The organism is Pseudomonas sp. TE36184, from assembly GCF_054060055.1.
Genome location: NZ_JBSSCU010000001.1, coordinates 6,147,508 through 6,168,701 on the forward strand (window position 1 = coordinate 6,147,508; position 21,194 = coordinate 6,168,701).

The following is a 21,194-nucleotide window of genomic DNA, read 5'->3' on the forward strand; positions in this document are numbered from 1 at the left end:
CCCGCCATGCAATGGACGGCGCTCAGGCGCGCCTTGATCCCTCCAGCCCTGATGTCTAAGGGGCTTCAGGCCGTTTCAGCAAAGTGGCACGACGTTTGCGATAAGGATTACAGCGCAGGCTTGGTCCTACAGGTCTCGCAAACAACAAATCCCTCCAGTGCAGGAGGGTTCGCAATTCAAGTGCCGTGGGCAATGGCGGATATTTGCCACACGGGACGATTGAGGAACTTTGCAATGACGACTCGTCAGCCACTGTACAAATCCCTGTATTTCCAGGTGATCGTTGCCATCGTTATCGGTATTTTGCTCGGTCACTTCTACCCGCAGACCGGTGTGGAGCTCAAGCCGCTGGGTGACGGGTTCATCAAACTGATCAAAATGGTCATCGCCCCGATCATCTTCTGCACCGTTGTCAGCGGCATCGCTGGCATGCAGAGCATGAAATCGGTCGGCAAAACCGGCGGCTACGCGCTGCTGTACTTCGAAGTCGTGTCCTCCATCGCCCTGCTGATCGGCCTGTTCGTGGTGAACATCGTGCAGCCGGGCGCTGGCATGCACATCGACGTGGCCACCCTGGACGCTTCGAAAATCGCGGCCTATGCCACGGCCGGTGCGAACCAGAGCATCGTTGGCTTCCTGCTCAACGTGATCCCGAACACCATCGTCGGCGCATTCGCCAACGGTGACATCCTGCAAGTGCTGATGTTCTCGGTGATCTTCGGTTTCGCCCTGCATCGCCTGGGTGCCTACGGCAAGCCGGTGCTGGACTTCATCGATCGCTTCGCCCACGTGATGTTCAACATCATCAACATGATCATGAAGCTCGCGCCGATCGGTGCGCTGGGTGCCATGGCGTTCACCATCGGTGCCTACGGTGTCGGCTCCCTGGTGCAATTGGGCCAGTTGATGATCTGCTTCTACATCACCTGCGTCCTGTTCGTGGTGGTGGTGCTCGGCGCCATCTGCCGCGCACACGGTTTCAGCGTGCTGAAACTGATCCGCTACATCCGTGAAGAGCTGCTGATCGTTCTGGGTACGTCCTCGTCTGAATCGGCACTGCCACGCATGCTGATCAAGATGGAGCGTCTGGGCGCGAAGAAATCCGTGGTTGGCCTGGTGATCCCGACCGGCTACTCGTTCAACCTCGACGGTACGTCGATCTACCTGACCATGGCTGCCGTGTTCATCGCCCAGGCGACTGACACGCACATGGACATCACCCATCAGATCACGTTGTTGCTGGTGCTGCTGCTGTCCTCCAAAGGTGCTGCAGGCGTGACCGGCAGTGGTTTCATCGTACTCGCCGCGACCCTGTCGGCCGTAGGCCACCTGCCGGTTGCCGGCCTGGCGCTGATCCTGGGTATCGACCGCTTCATGTCCGAAGCCCGTGCGCTGACCAACCTGGTCGGTAACGCCGTGGCGACCCTGGTGGTAGCCAAGTGGGTCAACGAACTGGACGAAGATAAGCTGCAAGTCGAGCTGGCTTCCGGTGGTCGTGGGATCTCCGACACCCGTGAAGAAGATGACCTGGGCGTGGCCGAAGGCCCTGCGCCGGTGATCAAGTAACCCGCTGATGGCGTGAACTGACGCCCACAGCAATCCGCAAACGCCCCGACTGGTTCGGGGCGTTTGCGTTTCTGCGCGGCCAAATTCGAATTTTTTGGTTTACAGTTAGTCAATGCTCCATCAAAGGCCCGGTGAAGATCCGTCTTCGCAAGAGAGCCTCCTCAGCCTGAGCCCATCTGCGTGCACCCGAACCAGCGATACCTTTCGCAGCAGATGGCTCGCCCCTAAATGCAAAAAATAGGCGGGCGTGCCCAATGATTACCCTGAAACTCAACGGTCAAGACCATCAACTGGACGTCACCGAGGATATGCCGCTGTTGTGGGCGATTCGCGATGTGGCGGGTTACAACGGCACCAAATTCGGCTGCGGCATGGGCCTGTGCGGCGCGTGCACCATTCATATCGACGGCGCCCCGGCGCGCAGTTGCATCACCCCGATCGGCGCGGTCAAGGGCCAGGCCGTGAGCACCATCGACAACCTGCACACCGACCCCATCGGCCAGGTCGTGCAGCAAGCCTGGCTGGACAGTGCCGTGGCCCAGTGCGGTTACTGCCAGGGCGGGCAAATCATGTCGGCCACCGCGCTGCTGAAAACCAACCCCAACCCCAGCGACGAGCAGATCGAGGAGGCGATGGTCGGCAATATCTGCCGCTGCGGCACCTACAACCGCATCAAGACCGCGATCCGCCAGGCCTCGACGCACCTGCAGGGGGCCAAGGCATGAACCGCTTACCCGCTGATTTCGTCCTCGATAACCTCAGCCGCCGCGGTTTCCTCAAGGGCGTCGGCGCCACCGGCGCGCTGGTGATCGCCGCCAGTTGGGGCCTGCCCGCAGCGTTTGCCGCCGATGCCGCCAAGAAGTATGGCGGCGATGCCATGCCCCATGGGCTGATCGATGACCCCAAGGTCTACGTCAGCATTGCCACCGACGGCACCGTGACCGTGATCTGCAACCGTTCGGAAATGGGCCAGGGCGTGCGTACCAGCCTGAGCCTGGTAGTCGCCGATGAGTTGGACGCCGATTGGGCCCACGTGCGCGTCCAGCAGGCGCCGGCTGACGAAGTGCGTTACGGCAACCAGGACACCGATGGCTCGCGCAGCATGCGCCACTGGTTCGAACCGATGCGGCGTTGCGGCGCGAGTGTGCGCGCGATGCTGGAACAGGCGGCTGCCGAACAGTGGAAGGTGCCGCTGGGCGAGTGCCGTGCGCAGCTGCATAAAGTGGTTCACCAGCCCAGCGGTCGCACCTTGGGCTATGGCGAGCTGGCCGCCGCTGCCGGTGCATTGGCGGTGCCGGCGCGCGACACGCTGCGCCTCAAGCAGCCGTCGGAGTTCCGCTACATCGGCAAAGAGGGCGTCAAGGCCATCGACGGCGCCGATATCGTCAACGGTCGCGCGGTCTACGGCGCGGACGTGCATTTCGACGGCATGCTCTACGCCACCATTACACGGCCGACGGTGTATGGCGGCAAGGTCAAATCCTTCGATGCCAGTGCGGCGTTGAAGGTGCCGGGGGTGATCAGGGTCCTCGAAATCGAAAGCCGGCCTCTGCCCTCGGAGTTCCAGCCACTGGGCGGCGTGGCCGTGGTGGCCAGCAATACATGGGCGGCGATCAAGGGCCGCGAAGCGCTGGCGATTGTCTGGGATGACGGCGTCAACGCCGGCTACAACTCGATCGATTACCGCAAGGAACTGGAAGCGGCCGCGCGGCAACCGGGCAAAGTGGTGCGCAACACCGGCACCCTCGAGCAGGCGATGAACGAGGCCGACAGCACTTTGGACGCCGCTTATTATTTGCCGCATCTGGCCCAGTCACCGATGGAACCGATGGTTGCCGTTGCCCGTTTCGACAAGGGCCAGTGCGAAGCCTGGGCCCCCAGCCAGGCGCCCCAGGTGACCCGTGAGCGCGTCGCCGAGCGCCTGGGCCTGCCTTTCGATAACGTGACGATCAATGTCACGCTGCTGGGCGGCGGTTTCGGTCGCAAGTCCAAGCCGGACTTCGTGGTCGAGGCGGCCATCCTCGCCAAGGAATTCCCCGGCAAGGCCGTGCGCGTGCAGTGGACCCGTGAAGATGACATCCACAACTCCTACTTCCACACGGTTTCCGCCGAGTACCTCAAGGCCGGCCTGAACAAGGACGGCCTGCCTTCCGCCTGGCTGCACCGCACCGTCGCGCCGAGCATCACCGCGTTGTTTGCGCCGGGGATGAACCACGAGGCGGCGTTCGAGCTGGGCATGGGCTTTACCAACATGGCCTACGCGATTCCCAACGTGCGCCTGGAAAACCCCGAAGCCGCCGCCCACACCCGGGTTGGCTGGTACCGCTCGGTATCGAACATCCCGCATGGCTTTGCGATTCAGAGCTTTGTCGATGAGCTGGCGCACAAGGCCGGCCAGGACCCGTTGCAGTACCAACTCAAACTGCTTGGGCCGGACCGTCAGATCGATCCGAAAACCCTGAGCGATGAGTGGAACTACGGCGAATCCCCGGAGCGCTACCCGATCGATACCGCCCGCCTGCGCGGCGTCCTCGAAACCGCCGCCAAAGCCGCCGGCTGGGGGCGCACGCTACCCAAGGGGCGAGGCCTGGGGCTGGCGGTGCATTACAGTTTCGTCACCTATGTGGCGGCGGTGATCGAGGTGGAAGTCAAAGACGACGGCACGCTGATCGTCCACAAGGCGGATATCGCTGTGGACTGCGGCCCGCAGATCAACCCGGAACGCATTCGCTCGCAATTCGAAGGCGCCTGCGTGATGGGCCTGGGCAACGCGGTATTGGGCGAGATCAGCTTCAAGGACGGCAAGGTCCAGCAGGACAACTTCCATATGTATGAAGTGGCGCGCATGTCCCTGGCGCCCAAGGTTGTCGCGGTCCACCTGGTCACGCCACAGGGCGAGGTGCCGTTGGGCGGTGTCGGTGAGCCCGGCGTACCGCCGATTGCGCCGGCGCTGTGCAATGCGATCTTTGCCGCCACCGGCAAGCGTATTCGCAACCTGCCCGTGCGTTATCAGTTGCAAGGCTGGCAGGAGGCGAAGGCTTGATGGACAGCGTGGATCTGAATGTCCTGCGCAGCGTGCTCGAATGGCGCCGCGCGGGGCAGCGGGTGGTGTTGTACAGCGTGGTCCAGACCTGGGGTAGCGCGCCGCGTCCGCCCGGGGCCATGCTGGCCTTGCGCGGCGACGGGGTGGTGATCGGCTCGGTGTCCGGCGGTTGCATTGAAGACGACTTGATTGCGCGTTTGCAGGATGGTCGGTTGGCGGACGACGGGCCCGCGGTGCAGTTGGTGACCTACGGCGTGACACGCGATGAAGCGGCGCGTTTCGGCCTGCCGTGCGGCGGCACCCTGCGCCTGACCGAAGAGCGCGTGACGGAGTGGCAGTGGGTGGCCGAGTTGCTGGCGCGCTGTGACGCCCATGAAATCGTCGCTCGGGAGCTGGACCTGGCCACCGGCGACGTGAGCTTGAGCCCCGCGAGCAAGACCGACGTGGTGAGCTTCGACGGCGAGCGCCTGCGCGCCATCTATGGCCCGCGCTGGCGCCTGCTGTTGATCGGCGCCGGGCAGTTGTCCCGCTACGTGGCGCAGATGGCGCGGTTGCTGGATTTCGAAGTGCTGATCTGCGACCCGCGTGAAGAGTTCGTGTATGGCTGGGAAGAACCGCACGGCCGCTTTGTGCCCGGCATGCCTGATGAAGCGGTGCTGAACATCCAGACCGACGAACGCACGGCCATCGTCTGCCTGACCCACGATCCGCGCCTGGACGATATGGCGTTGCTGACGGCACTGAACTCCAATGCGTTCTATATCGGCGCGCTGGGTTCGCGGGTCAACACGCGTAAACGCCGGGAAAACCTGGCGGCGCTGGGGTTGTCTGCGCAGGCGATCGCGCGGTTGCATGGGCCGATCGGTTTGCATATCGGCAGCCATACACCGGCGGAGATCGCGCTGTCGTTGCTGGCGGAAATTGTCGCGATCAAGAATGGCGTGGCGCCGCTGCAGAAAAAGCCGCTGTCGGTGCAGGTTGAATGACCGTCACGGTGATTGTGCTGGCGGCGGGGCAGGGCAGTCGTTTTCGCGCTGAAGCCGGGGCAGATCGGGATAAATTGCTGGCTGAGTGCGTCGGCCGGGACGCAGTGGTGCGGCCGGTGATCGAGCAGGTGCTGGTGAATTTGCCGGCGTGGGCGCTAAAGCGCGTGCTGGTGACGTCGCCCGAGCGGCTTGAAGTCATTCGTCTGGCGCAGGTCCATGGCTGCGAGGTAGTGCAGCTGTGCTCGGCCGGAATGGGCGACAGCATTGCGGCAGCGGTCGCGGCCAGTGCTTCCAGTGATGGCTGGCTGGTGGTGCTGGGTGATATGCCGTTCATCCTGCCGTCCAGCATTGAACGGGTGCTGGAGCACGTGGACAGCATCAACGTGCCGGTGCATGCCGGCCAGTATGGGCATCCGGTTGCGTTTGGACGAGCGTTTGGGCCAGCGTTGATGGCGTTGACGGGCGATCGCGGGGCCAAGCCGCTGTTTGCCCAGGGGCAGGTGCGCGAGATCCAGGTAAACGACCCTGGCGTACTCTGGGATGTGGATCTGCCACATCTGTTGGATTTCAAACCGCTCTGAAATGTGGGAGGGGGCAAGCCCCTTCTCACATTGAATCTTCGGTGTTTTCAGAATCTGATTGTCTAGTCCTGAAATAGGTTTACACCTATTTCAGTCTCAAAACGCCCGGTGCACCGCATCGGGCGTTTTGTATTTCAGGGAGAAATGCGGTCGCTCCCCGTTGTAGATCCGCACCGACTCATCCACCATTTTTACTGCGTCTGCCAAGTCTTTGGGGCGATGTAGCAAAAATTCAGTTTTCAAAATCCCGTTTATCCTCTCGGCCATCGCGTTCTGATAACAATCATAACCGTCGGTCATTGAGCACCTGATCCCGTGCTTGATGTGCATCCGCTGGTATAAGTCGGAGCAGTATTGGGCGCCGCGGTCTGAGTGATGGACAAGCGGCTCCTTGGAGCTTCGCTGGCTAACCGCTTTCTGCAGCGCTTTGATCACCGATTCCGTATGCAGGCTTTCATGCACATGATGACCTACGATCTTGCGTGAGTACGCGTCCGTTATCAGGCTGACGTAGGCGACACTTTCCCGCGTTGGTAGATAGGTAATGTCTGCGACCCAAACCTGTTCGGGCCTGCTGGCTACGACTTGTTCCGGACCTGCTTTGAGCAGGTTTGGATGGCGGCGAAAACGATGATGGCTATGAGTGGTTTTATGGTAGGCCCGCTTGCGTGGAACGAGCGCTCGCGCCTCTCTCAAGATGGCAAACAGGCGGTCTCTGCCGACACTTAATGCCGCACCAGCCTCAATGCTCATCAGGTAATGCAGCTTACGCGTTCCTAGCCTGGGTTGGCGTCGACGCTTTTCCAGAACAAAGTCCACCACTTCCTGGTCCTGGCGGACTCGGGCATCAAAAACTCGATTGCGTTTGTAATACGCTTGACGCGAAATACCCATGAACAGGCAAGCCCTGGTAATGCTCAGGTTTTGGATTTGCCCTTGCGAGAGGACTTGCCGGGTCGCTTTTTTACGATGGAAACACCGTAGTCATTTTTCAAGACATTCACGACAGCCTCAAAGAACTGGGCTTTCTGATTGCTCAGTGCCAGTTGCTCTTCAAGCTCTTTGATCCGCTGTTCGGGTGTTAGCGGGAGGTTGGGGTCGGTCATTGGCTTGCTCCGCGGCGCTCGAATTGATGCGCCTTGGCTCCAGTCCTGTCGGCCATGCTTGCGTAACCAAACCAGTACCGTGGACCGGCCCTGAATGCCAAAGCGCCGTTGAGCCTCTTTATAACTTAACTCGCCTTTTTCGACTTGGTCTACGACCGATAATTTAAAAGCTAACGTGTAGTCGCGCTGGCTGCGCCTTTTGCCCGTATCCATTGAGTCCTCCTGAAGATAGGTCAGAAGGCGTAAACCTTATTCAGGACGGGACAGATGGCATAAAAAAGCCCCGCCTGAGTGATCAGGCGGGGCTTTTCAGTGGCTGATGGAATCAGACGAGGGGTTTAGGCTCGTGCTCTTCTTCCAGGGCCTTTGGGTGGTGCTCTGCCGCTTCTTCAACGGAACGCGGGGTCTCGTCGACGATAGAGGCAGCGTGCTCGACCACTTCGGCGACAGCCGGTGCGGCAGCGGCAGCAGCGGCGGCCGCTTCGGCTTCCTTGCGACGACGGCGCACTTCACGTGGGTCGTTCGGCGCACGGCCGTTTTCGGTCAGGGCGCTGGCCGGTGCGGCTTCAACCACCGGGGCGGCGGCTTCGGCAACCACGGGCGCTTCAACCACTGGCGCAGGCTCGGCAACCACTACCGGAGCGGCTTCAACCACTTCGGCAACCGGGGCCGGTGCGGCTTCTACCACGGGGGCAGGTGCTTCAACCGGGGCGGCAGGTTCGGCAGTCCACTGGAAGGCGGTCTGTTCTTCGCGAACTTCACGCACGGCCGGGGCGGCGGCTTCGACAACCGGAGCTTCCACGACAGCTTCAACCACTGGCTGTGGCTCAACCACCGGGGCAGGCTCGGCGGCAGCCACTTCTTCTTGCGGCTGGGCTTCGCGAACCGGCGCAACTTCCACTTCCGGAGCCGCGGGGGCTTCGATCGGGGTGGTTGCTTCTACGACCGGTGCTTCAACCACTGGGGTCTCGGCGACTGGCGCTTCTACCGCAACGGTTTCTTCGACGGCGGCAGTGGCGCGTTCAGCCTGCTCGTGAGCCTGGGCTTCGGCAGGTGCGCTGATGACCGAGCTGGCAACAGCGGCGGTAACGGCCAGGCCGGCAGCCAGTTCGGTGCTGGTCGGTTCGCTGGTAGCGGCTTCTGCGTTCTCGCCGGCTTCTTCCGAACCTTCGATCACATTGCCGTTGGCGTCACGTTGACGCTCGCGACGGTTGCTGCGACGACGCTGGCCACGGGAGCGGCGGCGCGGACGATCGCCTTCGGCGTTGTCCTGGCCGTCTTCCTGCAGTTGCTCTTCGCCGGTCAGCACTTCTTCTTCGCTGGCGGCAGCCGCCTGCTCGGTACGTGGTTGACGTTCTTCACGCGGTGGGCGCGGTTGACGCTCTTCACGTGGCGCACGCTCTTCACGCGGCGGGCGAGCCGGGCGTTCTTCCTCGGTAGGGGCGGCAACAGCAGCGGCGGCAACGGCAACGGCTGGCGCAGCGTCCAGCGGCTCGCGCAGTTCACGCACACGTTCTTCACGCTCGCCACGCGGCTTGCGATCTTCACGCGGTGCGCGTGGTGGACGTGGTGCGCGCTCTTCGCGCGGTGCGCGTTCTTCGCGGGCTACGACCGGGGTCTCTTCACGGGCTTCGCGAGGCGCACGCTCTTCACGGGGTGCGCGCTCTTCACGCGGGGCCCGTTCTTCGCGCGGCTTGCGCTCTTCGTCACGGCGACCGTTGCGGTTACGGCTCTGCTGGCGACCGTTGCGACGCTCTTCGTTACGCGCCGGACGCTCGGTGGCAGGTTTTTCGACCACCACCGGTGCCGCAGGCTCTTCCTTGCTGGCGAACAGGCTGACCAGCGATTTCACCAGGCCCTTGAACAGGCTTGGCTCAGGCAGGGCGGCCGGGGCTGCAACCGGGGCAGCCACTTCAACCGGAACCGGTGCGTTGGCACGCGCCGGAGCGGTCTTCACGGCGGCTTCCTGGCGAACCAGGGTGCGGGTCGCGGCGGCTGGCTGGACTTCTTCCACTTCGGCAGCGGCAGCGGCGATTTCGTAGCTGGACTGGCCGCTGTGGGCTTCCGGGCTGTCATCACGCAGGCGCTGCACTTCGAAGTGCGGCGTTTCGAGATGATCGTTCGGCAGGATGACGATACGGGCACGGGTGCGCAGTTCGATCTTGGTGATCGAGTTGCGTTTTTCGTTGAGCAGGAACGCGGCAACCGGGATCGGCACTTGTGCGCGGACTTCGGCGGTGCGGTCTTTCAGGGCTTCTTCTTCGATCAGGCGCAGGATCGCCAGGGACAGCGATTCAACGTCACGGATGATGCCGGTGCCGTTGCAACGCGGGCAGACAATGCCGCTGCTCTCGCCCAGGGACGGACGCAGGCGCTGACGGGACATTTCCAGCAGGCCGAAGCGCGAGATGCGGCCGACTTGCACGCGGGCACGGTCAGCTTCCAGGCATTCGCGGACTTTCTCTTCCACGGCGCGCTGGTTCTTGGCGGGGGTCATGTCGATGAAGTCGATCACGATCAGGCCGCCGATATCACGCAGGCGCAGCTGGCGGGCGATTTCTTCAGCCGCTTCCAGGTTGGTCTGCAGGGCGGTTTCTTCGATGTCGCTACCTTTCGTGGCGCGCGCCGAGTTGATGTCGATGGACACCAGGGCTTCGGTCGGGTCGATCACGATGGAGCCGCCGGAAGGCAGTTCGACCACGCGCTGGAAGGCGGTCTCGATCTGGCTTTCGATCTGGAAACGGTTGAACAGCGGAACGCTGTCTTCGTACAGCTTGATCTTGCTGGCGTACTGCGGCATCACCTGGCGGATGAAGGTCAGGGCTTCGTCCTGGGCTTCGACGCTGTCGATCAGCACTTCGCCGATGTCCTGGCGCAGGTAATCGCGGATGGCGCGGATGATCACGTTGCTTTCCTGGTAGATCAGGAACGGCGCGGAACGATCCAGGGACGCTTCTTTGATGGCGGTCCACAGTTGCAGCAGGTAGTCGAGGTCCCACTGCATTTCTTCGCTGCTGCGGCCCAGGCCGGCAGTGCGGACGATCAGGCCCATGTCGGCTGGAGCGACCAGGCCGTTCAGCGCTTCACGCAGTTCGTTGCGTTCTTCGCCTTCGATGCGACGGGAAATGCCGCCGGCACGCGGGTTGTTCGGCATCAGTACCAGGTAACGACCGGCCAGGCTGATGAAGGTGGTCAGGGCGGCGCCCTTGTTGCCACGTTCTTCTTTTTCGACCTGGACGATGACTTCCTGGCCTTCGCTCAGGACGTCCTTGATGTTCACGCGGCCTTCGGGGGCTTTCTTGAAGTATTCGCGGGAGATTTCTTTGAGGGGCAGGAAGCCGTGGCGCTCGGAGCCGAAATCGACAAAGGCAGCCTCAAGGCTTGGTTCGATGCGAGTAATACGGCCTTTATAGATGTTGGCCTTCTTCTGCTCGCGTGCGCCGGACTCGATGTCCAGGTCGTAAAGGCGTTGGCCATCTACCAGCGCAACACGCAACTCTTCGGGTTGAGTTGCGTTAATCAGCATTCTTTTCATGTTGTACCGTCGGTTTCCGGGCTGCCGGAAACGGCGTTCGGCACACACGACTTCTCACGGTCGGTGTCAGGTGCGTCAAGAGTGGTTGGCCACTCCAGTGTCCAGCAATAACCGGCGAATTGGGCTGGTATCGCGACGGACGCGTCCTGCTTGTTAGCGGTGGTGACAAAGGCACCACTTCAACAAAAGCTAAGGTCAGGAGGAGGAATCAACCGGCGACTGTGGACGAGATGAAGCGTCTATATATAAGCCTAGTGCTACACGGTCCGACGGTTGTGCATCTCCACCCTACACGTATCCCTGATAATTCGGGTGCTGCCGCGCGCAGAATCCGCAGCGGGTTGGCATTTACCGTGTTCTCCAATGGGGAGTCCACGCTCATGGCTAAACAAGACCAAGTGTGGGCGATTGCGCTCTCACTCGGCTCTTAACAGGCGTTGTTTCCGAAGCATTCGCCATGGTGTGTCCCAAGACTGACTGCACTTTGTGAACTGGCCGTAAATATCGGCGCAAAATGCGAGTATTCACTCTGCTTTCTGCACTCGCTTCAGGCCTCATGTCACCTGCGCTTGTTACAATCTCGGGCTTTCCAAGGTAACGAAAGCCCCGTAGGACGGCCTCGCGTCCTGATGAATTGCGAAGGTCAGGGCCGGCAATTTGCCGCAAGTCCTCTGTCCAGGCCGCTTTTGGCGGCGTTCGCGACTATAGCAGTAATGATTAAGTGCTTCAATTCCATAAAAAATTGTTATCATCGCCGACATGACGACTACCGCCCCCCAGACCCCCAGCGTCCAGCTGCTCGAGGTCTCGCCGGAATATGCCGGCCAACGCATCGACAATTTTCTCCTGGCCAGGCTCAAAGGCGTGCCCAAGACCTTGATCTACCGCATTTTGCGTAAAGGCGAAGTGCGCGTGAACAAGGGTCGCATCAAGCCCGAGTACAAGCTGCAGGCGGGCGATATCGTCCGGGTGCCGCCGGTGCGCGTGCCTGAGCGCGACGAACCTGTGCCGCTGGCCCAGGGTCTGTTGCAGCGCCTTGAAGCGTCGATTGTCTACGAAGACAGCAAGCTGATCGTGATCAACAAACCCTGCGGCATTGCGGTTCACGGCGGCAGCGGCCTGAGTTTCGGCGTGATCGAAGCCTTTCGTCAGTTGCGTCCGGATGCCAAGGAGCTGGAGCTGGTCCATCGCCTCGACCGCGACACCTCCGGCCTGCTCATGATCGCCAAGAAGCGCAGCATGTTGCGCCACCTGCACACCGCCCTGCGCGGCGATGGCGTGGACAAGCGCTACATGGCGCTGGTGCGCGGCAACTGGGCCAGCTCGATCAAGAGCGTGCGCGCGCCGTTGCAGAAGAGCAACCTGCGCTCCGGCGAGCGCATGGTCGAAGTGGACGAGGAGGGCAAAGAAGCCCTGACCCTGTTCAAGGTGCTGCGCCGCTTCGGCGACTTCGCCACCCTGGTCGAGGCCAAGCCGGTCACCGGGCGCACTCACCAGATTCGCGTGCACACCCTGCATGCGGGCCACTGCATTGCCGGTGACACCAAGTACGGCGACGAGGCGTTCTCCAAGGAGATTCGCGACCTGGGCGGCAAACGCCTGTTCCTGCACGCCTACATGCTCACCGTCCCGCTGCCCGATGGTGGCGAATTGAAATTGCAGGCGCCGGTCGATGAGATGTGGGCCAAGACCGTGGAGCGTTTGAGTGCCGCACCTTGACTACAAACTGCTGATTTTCGATTGGGACGGCACGCTGGCCAACTCCATTGGCCGTATCGTCGAGGCCATGCACATGGCCTCGACGCGTTCTGGCTTCGAGCTGTGCAGCGATCTGGCGGTCAAGGGCATTATCGGCCTGGGGTTGCCTGAGGCGATTCGCACCTTGTACCCGCACATCGCTGACGCTGAATTGGTCGCGTTCCGCGAGCATTACGCCGATCACTACATTGCGCTGGAGGCCGAGCCTTCGCCGCTGTTTGATGGCGTGGTGCAGTCCCTGGAAGCGTTCCGCGCCGAGGGTTATCAGCTGGCGGTCGCCACCGGCAAGGCCCGCCGCGGCCTGGACCGGGTGCTCAAGGCCCACGGCTGGGAAGACTATTTCGACGTTACCCGCGCAGCGGACGAAACTGCCAGCAAGCCCCATCCGCTGATGCTTGAGCAGATCCTCGCCCATTGCGGCGTGTCGCCACGCCAGGCGTTGATGGTCGGCGACGCGTCCTTCGACCTAATGATGGCACGCAACGCCGGCATGGACAGCGTGGCGGTCAGCTACGGTGCGCAGGCTGCCGAGGCGCTGCAGGCATACGAGCCCAGGCTGACGATCGATCATTTTTCTGAATTGCAGGCCTGGCTCAGCCGGGCCCACTGAGTCTTTGCTGGGGTAGATGGCATGAGTGATGAGTGGAAAGCGCCCGAAAAGGCCGACAGCAGTGACGACAAGAGTTGGAAGCTGCTGGAGAAGACCCTTCTGGCCAGCGTGCAGGAGCAGCGTCGTTCGCGGCGCTGGGGGATTTTCTTCAAGCTGCTGACCTTTGTTTACCTGCTCGGCATGCTGGTGCTGTTCAGCCCGCTGGTGGACATGGAAAAAACCGCGACCCGTGGCTCCAGCTATACCGCCTTGATCGAAGTGCGCGGGGTGATTGCCGACAAGGAGTCCGCCAGCGCCGACAATATCGTCAGCAGTCTGCGCACCGCGTTCGAAGACCCCAAGGTCAAGGGCGTGATCCTGCGCATCAACAGCCCAGGCGGCAGCCCGGTGCAATCGGGCTACGTGTATGACGAGATTCGCCGCCTGCGCGCGCTGCATCCGCAGATCAAGCTGTACGCGGTGATCTCCGACCTGGGCGCCTCGGGTGCGTATTACATCGCCAGTGCCGCTGACCAGATCTACGCCGACAAGGCCAGCCTGGTGGGTTCCATTGGCGTCACGGCGGCCGGTTACGGCTTTGTCGGCACCATGGAGAAGCTCGGTGTGGAGCGTCGCACCTACACCTCGGGCGAGCATAAGGCGTTCCTCGACCCGTTCCAGCCGCAAAAGGCCGATGAAACCCAGTTCTGGCAGAGCGTGCTCGACACCACTCATCGCCAGTTCATTGCCAGCGTCAAGCAAGGGCGCGGTGATCGTCTGAAGGACAAGGACCATCCGGAGCTGTTCTCCGGGCTGGTCTGGTCTGGTGAGCAGGCCTTGCCGCTGGGCTTGATCGATGGCCTGGGCAGTGCCAGTTCGGTGGCGCGGGACGTGATTGGTGAAAAGGAACTGGTGGACTTCACCGTTCAGGAGTCGCCGTTTGACCGTTTCTCCAAGAAGCTCGGCGCCAGCGTGGCGGAGAAGTTGGCCTTGTACATGGGCTTCCAGGGCCCGACCCTGCGCTGAGATCCCAAGGTCTGCGTAGATAAATGTGGGAGGGAGCTTGCTCCCGATAGCAGTGGATCAGCCAGCTTATCTGTAGCTGACCCACCGCAATCGGGAGCAAGCCCCCTCCCACATTTGGTTTTGCGCTGGTTTAAGGGATTTGCACGCCCTCGGCCAGCAGCATATCCACCAGGCGAATCAGCGGTAAGCCGACAAGGCTGGTCGCATCCGGGCCTTCGGTGCTTTGAAACAGGCTCACGCCCAGCCCTTCGGCCTTGAAACTGCCCGCGCAGTCATAGGGCTGCTCGATCCGCAGGTAGCGCTCGACCCGCTCCGCGTCCAGTACGCGCATGTGCACGGTGAACGGCACGCAGTCGACCTGGCAATGCCCGGTCTCGCTGTTCAGCAGCGCCAGCCCGGTGAGGAAGCTGACACGCTTGCCGCTGGCCGCCAGCAGTTGCTCGCGGGCGTTCTCGAAGGTGTGGGGTTTGCCGATGATCCGGCCTTCGAGTGTGGCGACCTGATCGGAGCCGATGATCAGGTGCCCTGGATGGCGGGCGGCGAGGGCGCGGGCTTTCTCTTCGGCCAGGCGCTTGACCAGTTCGACGGCTGACTCATTTGCGCGGTGGCTTTCATCGATATCCGGCGAGCTGCAGATGAACGGTAAGTGCAGGCGGCTCAGCAATTCCCGGCGATAGACCGAGCTGGATGCGAGTAATAAAGGCAGCATGGGCGTCTCCTCAGGGCGACCGGGGATTCTAGCGGGACGACCGGCTGACGCACAGGGCTGAATTTCCTTTGACATGGCTGGGGGCATCCCTATAATGCTGCGCCTATGTTGAATGACCCGATTCCACCTCACGTTGACCCGCGCAAATTGGCTGATCGTGGCACTTCCCTTCAAGGTGAATTGCTGCTGGCCGATTTGGAGAGACTCTGCGACCCGCTTTCCGACACTGTCGGTACGGTGCAGGCCAAATTCGTTTTTGAACGAGATGAACGTAAATCTGTGGTTATTCACAGCTTTATCGACACCGAGGTCAAAATGGTTTGCCAGCGTTGTCTTGAGCTGGTCACCCTGCCGATTCACAGCGAATGCAGTTACGCTGTGGTAAAGGAGGGTGCGAATACCCAGTCGTTGCCGAAAGGTTATGACGTGCTGGAACTGGGCGAAGATCCTTTGGATCTGCATGCACTGATCGAGGAGGAGCTTTTGCTCGCCTTGCCCATTGTGCCTGCTCATCATCCGGAAGAATGCCAGCAGCCGGCGGGCCTCGATGACGAGTCCGAACCGAGCGAGGACGAGGTAACGCGGTCCAACCCGTTCAGTGTATTGGCGCAGTTAAAGCGTGACCCAAACGTTTAGGAGTTAATCAATTATGGCTGTTCAGCAGAACAAAAAATCCCGCTCTGCCCGTGACATGCGTCGTTCGCACGACGCCCTGACGGCAAGCACTCTGTCTGTAGAAAAAACCACCGGTGAAATTCACCTGCGTCACCACGTATCGCCAGAAGGCGTATACCGTGGCCGTAAAGTGATCGACAAGGGCGCTGACGAGTAATCACTTGTCTGCTCAAGTCATCGCGATTGACGCAATGGGCGGGGACTTCGGTCCCCGCAGCATTGTTCAGGCTTGTATTGCCAGCCTGTCTGCTACGCCCTCGCTGCACCTGACCCTCGTCGGTCAACCTTCCCTTCTTGAAGAACTGATTGCCAGCCATCCGGCTGTGGATCGCGCGCGCCTGACAATTACGCCCGCCAGCGAAGCCATCGACATGGATGAAAAGCCAGCGGTAGCCCTGCGTGGCAAGCCCGACTCTTCAATGCGGGTCGCCCTCGAGTTGTTGCGTGATGGCAAGGTGCAAGCCTGTGTCAGTGCCGGCAATACGGGCGCGCTGATGGCATTGTCGCGGCATGTGCTCAAGACCTTGCCGGGGATCGACCGGCCGGCGATAGTCGCGGCGATACCGACGCAGACAGGCTATTGCCAGTTGCTCGACCTGGGCGCGAATGTCGATTGCAGTGCCGAGCATCTGTTCCAGTTCGCCGTGATGGGCTCGGTGGCTGCCGAGGCGCTGGGTGTGGCTCGTCCGCGCGTGGCCTTGCTGAATATCGGCATCGAAGACATCAAGGGCAACCAGCAGGTCAAGCTCGCCGCCGCTTTGCTGCAAGGTGCGCGGGGGTTGAACTACATCGGCTTTGTCGAAGGCGACGGTTTGTATCGCGGCGAGGCGGATGTGGTGGTGTGCGACGGGTTTGTCGGCAATATCCTGCTTAAATCCAGCGAAGGCCTGGCGACCATGATTGCCACGCGGATCGAGGCCTTGTTCAAGCGCAACCTGGCGACACGCCTGGTCGGCGCCCTGGCGTTGCCGCTGATGCGCCGCCTGCAGGAGGACTTGGCCCCGGCGCGGCATAATGGCGCAAGCTTTCTCGGCTTGCAGGGCATCGTGGTGAAAAGCCATGGCTCGGCGGGGGTGGAAGGCTTTCAGAGTGCGATTGCACGGGCGTTGATCGAGATCCAGGAAAATCTGCCGCGACGCTTGCACGGCCGCCTGGAAGATCTGTTGCCTTAGGCGAATCGGCCCGGGAATGCTTAAATGTGACCGGCCGGTTCAATTGACCATCCAATCTGTCAGTTTCGTGCGCTCCCATCGTAGGAGCGCCTATATCCGACGACCAGATCATTAGGGGCTTGTTACATGTCTACATCCCTCGCATTCGTCTTTCCAGGGCAGGGTTCGCAGTCCCTCGGCATGTTGGCCGAGCTGGGCGCGCAATATCCGCTGATCCTGGAAACCTTCAAGGAAGCTTCCGATGCCCTGGGTTACGACCTGTGGGCGCTGACCCAGCAGGGGCCGGAAGAGCAACTCAATCAAACCGATAAAACCCAGCCGGCCATCCTCACCGCTTCGATCGCCCTGTGGCGCTTGTGGCTGGCGGAAGGTGGCGCGCGTCCGGCATTCGTCGCCGGTCACAGCCTGGGCGAATACAGTGCCCTGGTCGCCGCGGGCAGCCTGACCCTCGCTGAAGCGGTCAAGCTGGTCGAGCGTCGTGGCCAGTTGATGCAGGAAGCGGTTCCGGCCGGGCAGGGTGGCATGGCCGCCATTCTCGGCCTGGATGAAGCGGTGGTGATCGCCGCCTGTGCCGAAGCGGCCCAGGGCGAAGTGGTCAGCGCGGTGAACTTCAACTCGCCGGGCCAGGTGGTGATTGCTGGTGCCAAGGCCGCCGTTGAGCGCGCCATCGAAGGCTGCAAGGCCCGTGGCGCCAAGCGTGCCTTGCCGTTGCCGGTGAGCGTGCCGTCGCACTGCGAGCTGATGCGCCCGGCGGCCGAGCGTTTTGCCGAGTCCATCGCCGTCATCAACTGGCAGGCGCCGCAGATCCCGCTGGTGCAGAACGTCAGCGCGGCGGTTGCCGCGGATCTCGACACCCTCAAGCGCGACCTGCTGGAACAACTCTACAAGCCGGTGCGTTGGGTTGAATCGGTACAGACCCTGGCCGCCAACGGCGCCACCGAGTTGATCGAGTGCGGCCCGGGCAAAGTCCTGGCCGGCCTGAACAAGCGCTGCGCCGACGGCGTGTCGACCTCCAACCTCAATACCCCGGATGCCTTTGCGGCCGCTCGCGCGGCACTGGCCTGAACCCCGAACTTAGGAGAAGCCTGCATGAGTCTGCAAGGTAAAGTTGCACTGGTTACCGGCGCAAGCCGTGGCATTGGCCAGGCGATCGCCCTGGAACTGGGCCGTCAGGGCGCCGTCGTGATCGGCACCGCCACTTCCGCCGCGGGCGCCGAGCGTATCGCCGCGACCTTGAAGGAAAACGGCGTGCAGGGCACCGGCCTTGAGCTGAATGTGACCAGCGATGAGTCCGTGGCTGCCGTACTGGCCGAGATCACCGCACAGTTCGGCGCGCCGGCGATTCTGGTGAATAATGCCGGTATCACCCGCGATAATCTGATGATGCGGATGAAAGACGACGAGTGGCATGACGTCGTCGACACCAACTTGAACAGTCTGTTTCGCCTGTCCAAGGGCGTTTTGCGCGGCATGACCAAGGCGCGTTGGGGTCGAATTATCAATATTGGCTCCGTAGTGGGTGCCATGGGCAACGCAGGCCAAGTAAACTATGCCGCGGCGAAAGCCGGTCTGGAAGGTTTCAGCCGCGCACTGGCGCGTGAAGTCGGCTCGCGGTCGATTACGGTCAACTCGGTGGCCCCTGGGTTCATCGACACCGATATGACCCGCGAACTGCCGGAAGCACAGCGTGAAGCCTTGCTGACGCAGATTCCGCTGGGCCGTCTGGGCCAGGCTCAAGAGATTGCGAATGTGGTCTCTTTCCTGGCATCCGACGGTGCGGCATACGTGACTGGGGCTACAATCCCGGTTAACGGCGGGATGTACATGAGTTAAATTGTGACGGATCGCTTCAAAAAAATGTCATACGAGCTGTCTAAAATCCGTTATAAAGCTGCAACTTAATTTATACGCGGGTGGCCGACCGGGTACGGGGTGAACCTTTCAGTTGAAAAGCTGAAATGGCTTTCTATACACTTACCCACTGGCCAGCTGCCTGAATTTGTCCATTAGGAGTGAAAACAAGGTATGAGCACCATCGAAGAGCGCGTCAAGAAAATCGTTGCCGAGCAACTGGGCGTTAAAGAAGAAGAAGTGGTCAACACCGCTTCCTTCGTTGAAGACCTGGGTGCCGACTCCCTTGACACCGTTGAGCTGGTGATGGCTCTGGAAGAGGAATTCGAGACCGAAATCCCGGACGAAGAAGCTGAAAAAATCACTACCGTTCAAGCTGCAATCGACTACGTTACCAGCCACCAGGCGTAATAGTTTGTAGTCGTCGCTTGCTGTCAGGGAAAAACCGCACTGCTGTAACGGCGTGCGGTTTTTTCTTTAGCTCTGATGAAAAGTGATTCTGAAGCAAAGTGTCGTCATTAGAAAAAGGAGAGTGCTGTGTCGCGTAGACGCGTCGTAGTCACCGGTATGGGTATGTTGTCGCCACTGGGCACGGATGTGCCGAGCAGTTGGCAGGGCATTCTGGCTGGCCGCAGTGGTATTGGTCTGATCGAACACACGGACCTTTCTGCCTATTCCACCCGTTTTGGCGGCTCGGTAAAGGGGTTCAATGTCGAGCAATACCTCTCGATCAAAGAGTCCCGCAAACTCGACCTGTTCATTCAATACGGCCTGGCAGCCGGTTTTCAGGCAGTGCGTGACGCTGGTCTGGAAGTCACCGACGCCAACCGTGAACGCATCGGCGTGGCCATGGGTTCGGGTATTGGCGGTTTGACCAATATCGAAGAAACCAGTCGCACGTTGCACGAGTCCGGTCCGCGTCGAATTTCACCGTTCTTCGTGCCGGGTTCGATCATCAATATGATTTCCGGTTTCCTGTCCATCCATCTGGGAGCACAGGGACCTAACTACGCCATCGCCACGGCTTGCACCACAGGCACGCATTGCATCGGCATGGCCGCGCGCAATATCGCCTATGACGAAGCGGACGTGATGATTGCCGGCGGCGCTGAAATGGCGGCCTGCGGCCTGGGCATGGGCGGCTTCGGCGCGTCGCGTGCGCTGTCGACCCGCAACGACGAGCCGGCTCGTGCCAGCCGTCCGTGGGACAAGGGCCGTGACGGTTTCGTCCTGGCCGACGGCGCCGGTGCGCTGGTGCTGGAAGAGCTGGAACACGCCAAGGCGCGTGGCGCGACGATCTACGCCGAGCTGATCGGCTTTGGCATGAGTGGCGACGCCTACCACATGACTTCGCCACCGGCCAACGGCGCCGGTGCTGCGCGTTGCATCACCAACGCCCTGCGCGATGCGAAGATCAGCCCGGACCTGGTGCAGTACATCAACGCCCACGGCACTTCGACAGCGACCGGCGACCTGGCGGAAGCCGAAGCGATCAAGTCGGTGTTCGGCGAGCACGCCTACAAGCTGGCAGTCAGCTCCACCAAGTCCATGACCGGCCACCTGTTGGGTGCGGCGGGCGCGGTCGAAGCGATCTTCAGCGTGCTGGCCATCAGGGATCAGGTCGCTCCGCCGACCATCAACCTCGATGAGCCGGATGAAGGCTGCGACCTGAACTTCGTGCCTCATGAAGCGCAGAAAATGCCGATCGACGTGGTGTTGTCCAACTCGTTCGGTTTCGGTGGCACCAACGGCTCCCTGGTGTTCCGCCGGTTCGCCGAGTAATGCACAGCTGGGTCGACGGTCAGCCAGCGGACAGCGTGCCCCTGAAAGATCGTGGCCTGGCGTATGGCGATGGCCTGTTCGAAACCATCGCCGTCAAGGCCGGGCAACCGGTGTTGCTCGACCGCCACCTGCAACGCCTGGCCGAGGGTTGCAGGCGGTTGGCATTGGTTGTGGACCCGGCATTGGTCCGCAGCGAAGTGCTCGCTTATGCCAGCGCCCTCGGCGACGGCGTACTCAAATTGATCCTCACCCGAGGCGACAGCCTGCGCGGTTATGGCATCAACCCCGGCGCCCCGGTGCGCCGTATCCTGCAGGGCAGTGCGCCTGCTGCTTATCCCCAGGCCCATGGCAACGACGGTATCCGCCTGTTTCCGTGCGCCACCCGTTTGTCCGAACAGCCGCTGCTGGCCGGTCTCAAGCACCTCAATCGCCTCGAACAAGTGATCGCGCGCGCCGAGTGGCAAGATACCGAGCATGCCGAAGGTTTGATGCTGGATATGTCCGGGCGCGTCATCGAAGGCGTGTTCAGCAACCTGTTCCTGGTGCGTCACGGCGTGTTGTTGACCGCTGATCTGAATCGTTGCGGCGTGGCCGGCGTCATGCGTGCCGAGGTACTGGCCCAGACGCAGGCGCTCGGCACCCCGGTGGTCGTGGCCGATATCAGCCTTGAGCAGTTGCAGTCGGCCGACGAGGTTTTTGTCTGCAACAGCGTTTATGGCATTTGGCCGGTGCGCGGCTGTGCTGCGATGAGCTGGTCGGTTGGGCCGCTCACCCGTAAACTGCAGGGCATTGTTCGCGCGCTATTGGATATTTGA

Annotated in this window: 19 protein-coding genes; 16 read left to right on the plus strand and 3 right to left on the minus strand. The window is 61.4% G+C overall.

Translation table 11 applies throughout. From position 1 onward, the window contains the following. Positions 1-234 precede the first annotated feature (234 nt). From ACVWZP_RS27900 to ACVWZP_RS27920, 5 genes are all read left to right on the plus strand, one after another. Complete coding sequence (locus ACVWZP_RS27900) at positions 235-1,566, plus strand: dicarboxylate/amino acid:cation symporter (protein ID WP_169865819.1); 1,332 nt, start codon at positions 235-237, stop codon at positions 1,564-1,566. Between the two features lie 254 nt (positions 1,567-1,820). After that, positions 1,821-2,291 carry a (2Fe-2S)-binding protein gene (locus ACVWZP_RS27905; RefSeq protein ID WP_046382354.1) on the plus strand — a complete coding sequence of 157 codons (471 nt, stop codon included), beginning with the start codon at positions 1,821-1,823 and terminating at the stop codon, positions 2,289-2,291. Next, complete coding sequence (locus ACVWZP_RS27910) at positions 2,288-4,609, plus strand: molybdopterin cofactor-binding domain-containing protein (RefSeq protein ID WP_457370297.1); 2,322 nt, start codon at positions 2,288-2,290, stop codon at positions 4,607-4,609. The genes ACVWZP_RS27905 and ACVWZP_RS27910 overlap by 4 nt, the downstream gene beginning before the upstream one ends. Then, complete coding sequence (locus ACVWZP_RS27915; RefSeq protein ID WP_169884864.1) at positions 4,609-5,595, plus strand: XdhC family protein; 987 nt, start codon at positions 4,609-4,611, stop codon at positions 5,593-5,595. The genes ACVWZP_RS27910 and ACVWZP_RS27915 overlap by 1 nt, the downstream gene beginning before the upstream one ends. Further along, the gene (locus ACVWZP_RS27920; protein ID WP_046382357.1) at positions 5,592-6,176 is read left to right on the plus strand and encodes a nucleotidyltransferase family protein; all 585 of its coding nucleotides are present in this window, start codon (positions 5,592-5,594) and stop codon (positions 6,174-6,176) included. The genes ACVWZP_RS27915 and ACVWZP_RS27920 overlap by 4 nt, the downstream gene beginning before the upstream one ends. 96 nt (positions 6,177-6,272) lie before the next feature. Here ACVWZP_RS27920 and ACVWZP_RS27925 read toward each other — a convergent pair. Together ACVWZP_RS27925 and rne are read right to left on the minus strand one after the other, a co-directional pair. Next, positions 6,273-7,495, minus strand: a protein-coding gene (locus ACVWZP_RS27925) for an IS3 family transposase (protein WP_167379478.1) whose coding sequence is annotated in 2 segments (ribosomal slippage) — positions 6,273-7,144 and positions 7,144-7,495 — 1,224 coding nt in all. Because the reading frame shifts where the segments join, the coding sequence is not laid out codon by codon here. Between the two features lie 112 nt (positions 7,496-7,607). Further along, positions 7,608-10,808: a ribonuclease E gene (rne, locus tag ACVWZP_RS27930; protein ID WP_457370298.1), complete on the minus strand. Its 3,201-nt coding sequence runs from the start codon at positions 10,806-10,808 to the stop codon at positions 7,608-7,610. Between the two features lie 768 nt (positions 10,809-11,576). Here rne and rluC point away from each other — a divergent pair. Genes rluC through sppA form a run of 3 tightly spaced genes read left to right on the plus strand, consistent with a single transcriptional unit; the run spans position 11,577 to position 14,190 of the window. After that, the gene (rluC, locus tag ACVWZP_RS27935) at positions 11,577-12,536 is read left to right on the plus strand and encodes a 23S rRNA pseudouridine(955/2504/2580) synthase RluC (protein WP_046382359.1); all 960 of its coding nucleotides are present in this window, start codon (positions 11,577-11,579) and stop codon (positions 12,534-12,536) included. Then, positions 12,523-13,185, plus strand: a complete 663-nt coding sequence (locus ACVWZP_RS27940) for an HAD-IA family hydrolase (RefSeq protein ID WP_046382360.1) — start codon at positions 12,523-12,525, stop codon at positions 13,183-13,185. Before rluC ends, ACVWZP_RS27940 begins: the two co-directional genes overlap by 14 nt. Before the next feature lie 21 nt (positions 13,186-13,206). Then, positions 13,207-14,190 (plus strand): signal peptide peptidase SppA, encoded by a 984-nt coding sequence (sppA, locus tag ACVWZP_RS27945; protein ID WP_256823594.1) that lies wholly within the window; start codon positions 13,207-13,209, stop codon positions 14,188-14,190. A 130-nt stretch (positions 14,191-14,320) separates the two neighbouring features. Here sppA and ACVWZP_RS27950 read toward each other — a convergent pair whose 3' ends face one another. Continuing rightward, positions 14,321-14,899, minus strand: coding sequence for a Maf family protein (locus ACVWZP_RS27950; RefSeq protein WP_104902616.1), 579 nt, complete (start codon positions 14,897-14,899; stop codon positions 14,321-14,323). A 105-nt stretch (positions 14,900-15,004) separates the two neighbouring features. Between ACVWZP_RS27950 and ACVWZP_RS27955 the strand changes: the two genes are divergently transcribed. From ACVWZP_RS27955 to pabC, 8 genes are all read left to right on the plus strand, one after another. Then, a complete protein-coding gene (locus ACVWZP_RS27955) occupies positions 15,005-15,535 on the plus strand; it encodes a YceD family protein (RefSeq protein ID WP_027607804.1) in 531 nt (176 codons plus the stop codon). Between the two features lie 13 nt (positions 15,536-15,548). Continuing rightward, complete coding sequence (gene rpmF / locus ACVWZP_RS27960; protein WP_008152339.1) at positions 15,549-15,731, plus strand: 50S ribosomal protein L32; 183 nt, start codon at positions 15,549-15,551, stop codon at positions 15,729-15,731. A gap of 4 nt (positions 15,732-15,735) precedes the next feature. Next, positions 15,736-16,746 (plus strand): phosphate acyltransferase PlsX, encoded by a 1,011-nt coding sequence (gene plsX, locus ACVWZP_RS27965; protein ID WP_457370299.1) that lies wholly within the window; start codon positions 15,736-15,738, stop codon positions 16,744-16,746. Positions 16,747-16,872: 126 nt separating this feature from the next. Continuing rightward, positions 16,873-17,811, plus strand: a complete 939-nt coding sequence (gene fabD / locus ACVWZP_RS27970) for an ACP S-malonyltransferase (protein WP_457370300.1) — start codon at positions 16,873-16,875, stop codon at positions 17,809-17,811. A gap of 24 nt (positions 17,812-17,835) precedes the next feature. Next, entirely contained in the window at positions 17,836-18,579 is a 744-nt protein-coding gene (gene fabG / locus ACVWZP_RS27975; RefSeq protein WP_046382365.1) for a 3-oxoacyl-ACP reductase FabG, read from the plus strand. 192 nt (positions 18,580-18,771) lie between these two features. After that, positions 18,772-19,008, plus strand: a complete 237-nt coding sequence (acpP, locus tag ACVWZP_RS27980) for an acyl carrier protein (RefSeq protein WP_003175607.1) — start codon at positions 18,772-18,774, stop codon at positions 19,006-19,008. A 126-nt stretch (positions 19,009-19,134) separates the two neighbouring features. Beyond that, complete coding sequence (gene fabF / locus ACVWZP_RS27985; RefSeq protein ID WP_046382366.1) at positions 19,135-20,379, plus strand: beta-ketoacyl-ACP synthase II; 1,245 nt, start codon at positions 19,135-19,137, stop codon at positions 20,377-20,379. After that, the gene (pabC, locus tag ACVWZP_RS27990) at positions 20,379-21,194 is read left to right on the plus strand and encodes an aminodeoxychorismate lyase (protein WP_457370301.1); all 816 of its coding nucleotides are present in this window, start codon (positions 20,379-20,381) and stop codon (positions 21,192-21,194) included. The genes fabF and pabC overlap by 1 nt, the downstream gene beginning before the upstream one ends.

Coding starts and splice junctions, on each gene's coding strand:
- ACVWZP_RS27900 (WP_169865819.1), top strand. CDS start 235: ATGACGACTCGTCAGCCACTGTACAAATCCCTGTATTTCCAGGTGATC.
- ACVWZP_RS27905 (WP_046382354.1), top strand. CDS start 1,821: ATGATTACCCTGAAACTCAACGGTCAAGACCATCAACTGGACGTCACC.
- ACVWZP_RS27910 (WP_457370297.1), top strand. CDS start 2,288: ATGAACCGCTTACCCGCTGATTTCGTCCTCGATAACCTCAGCCGCCGC.
- ACVWZP_RS27915 (WP_169884864.1), top strand. CDS start 4,609: ATGGACAGCGTGGATCTGAATGTCCTGCGCAGCGTGCTCGAATGGCGC.
- ACVWZP_RS27920 (WP_046382357.1), top strand. CDS start 5,592: ATGACCGTCACGGTGATTGTGCTGGCGGCGGGGCAGGGCAGTCGTTTT.
- rne (WP_457370298.1), bottom strand. CDS start 10,808: ATGCTGATTAACGCAACTCAACCCGAAGAGTTGCGTGTTGCGCTGGTA.
- rluC (WP_046382359.1), top strand. CDS start 11,577: ATGACGACTACCGCCCCCCAGACCCCCAGCGTCCAGCTGCTCGAGGTC.
- sppA (WP_256823594.1), top strand. CDS start 13,207: ATGAGTGATGAGTGGAAAGCGCCCGAAAAGGCCGACAGCAGTGACGAC.
- ACVWZP_RS27950 (WP_104902616.1), bottom strand. CDS start 14,899: ATGCTGCCTTTATTACTCGCATCCAGCTCGGTCTATCGCCGGGAATTG.
- ACVWZP_RS27955 (WP_027607804.1), top strand. CDS start 15,005: ATGTTGAATGACCCGATTCCACCTCACGTTGACCCGCGCAAATTGGCT.
- rpmF (WP_008152339.1), top strand. CDS start 15,549: ATGGCTGTTCAGCAGAACAAAAAATCCCGCTCTGCCCGTGACATGCGT.
- fabD (WP_457370300.1), top strand. CDS start 16,873: ATGTCTACATCCCTCGCATTCGTCTTTCCAGGGCAGGGTTCGCAGTCC.
- fabG (WP_046382365.1), top strand. CDS start 17,836: ATGAGTCTGCAAGGTAAAGTTGCACTGGTTACCGGCGCAAGCCGTGGC.
- acpP (WP_003175607.1), top strand. CDS start 18,772: ATGAGCACCATCGAAGAGCGCGTCAAGAAAATCGTTGCCGAGCAACTG.
- pabC (WP_457370301.1), top strand. CDS start 20,379: ATGCACAGCTGGGTCGACGGTCAGCCAGCGGACAGCGTGCCCCTGAAA.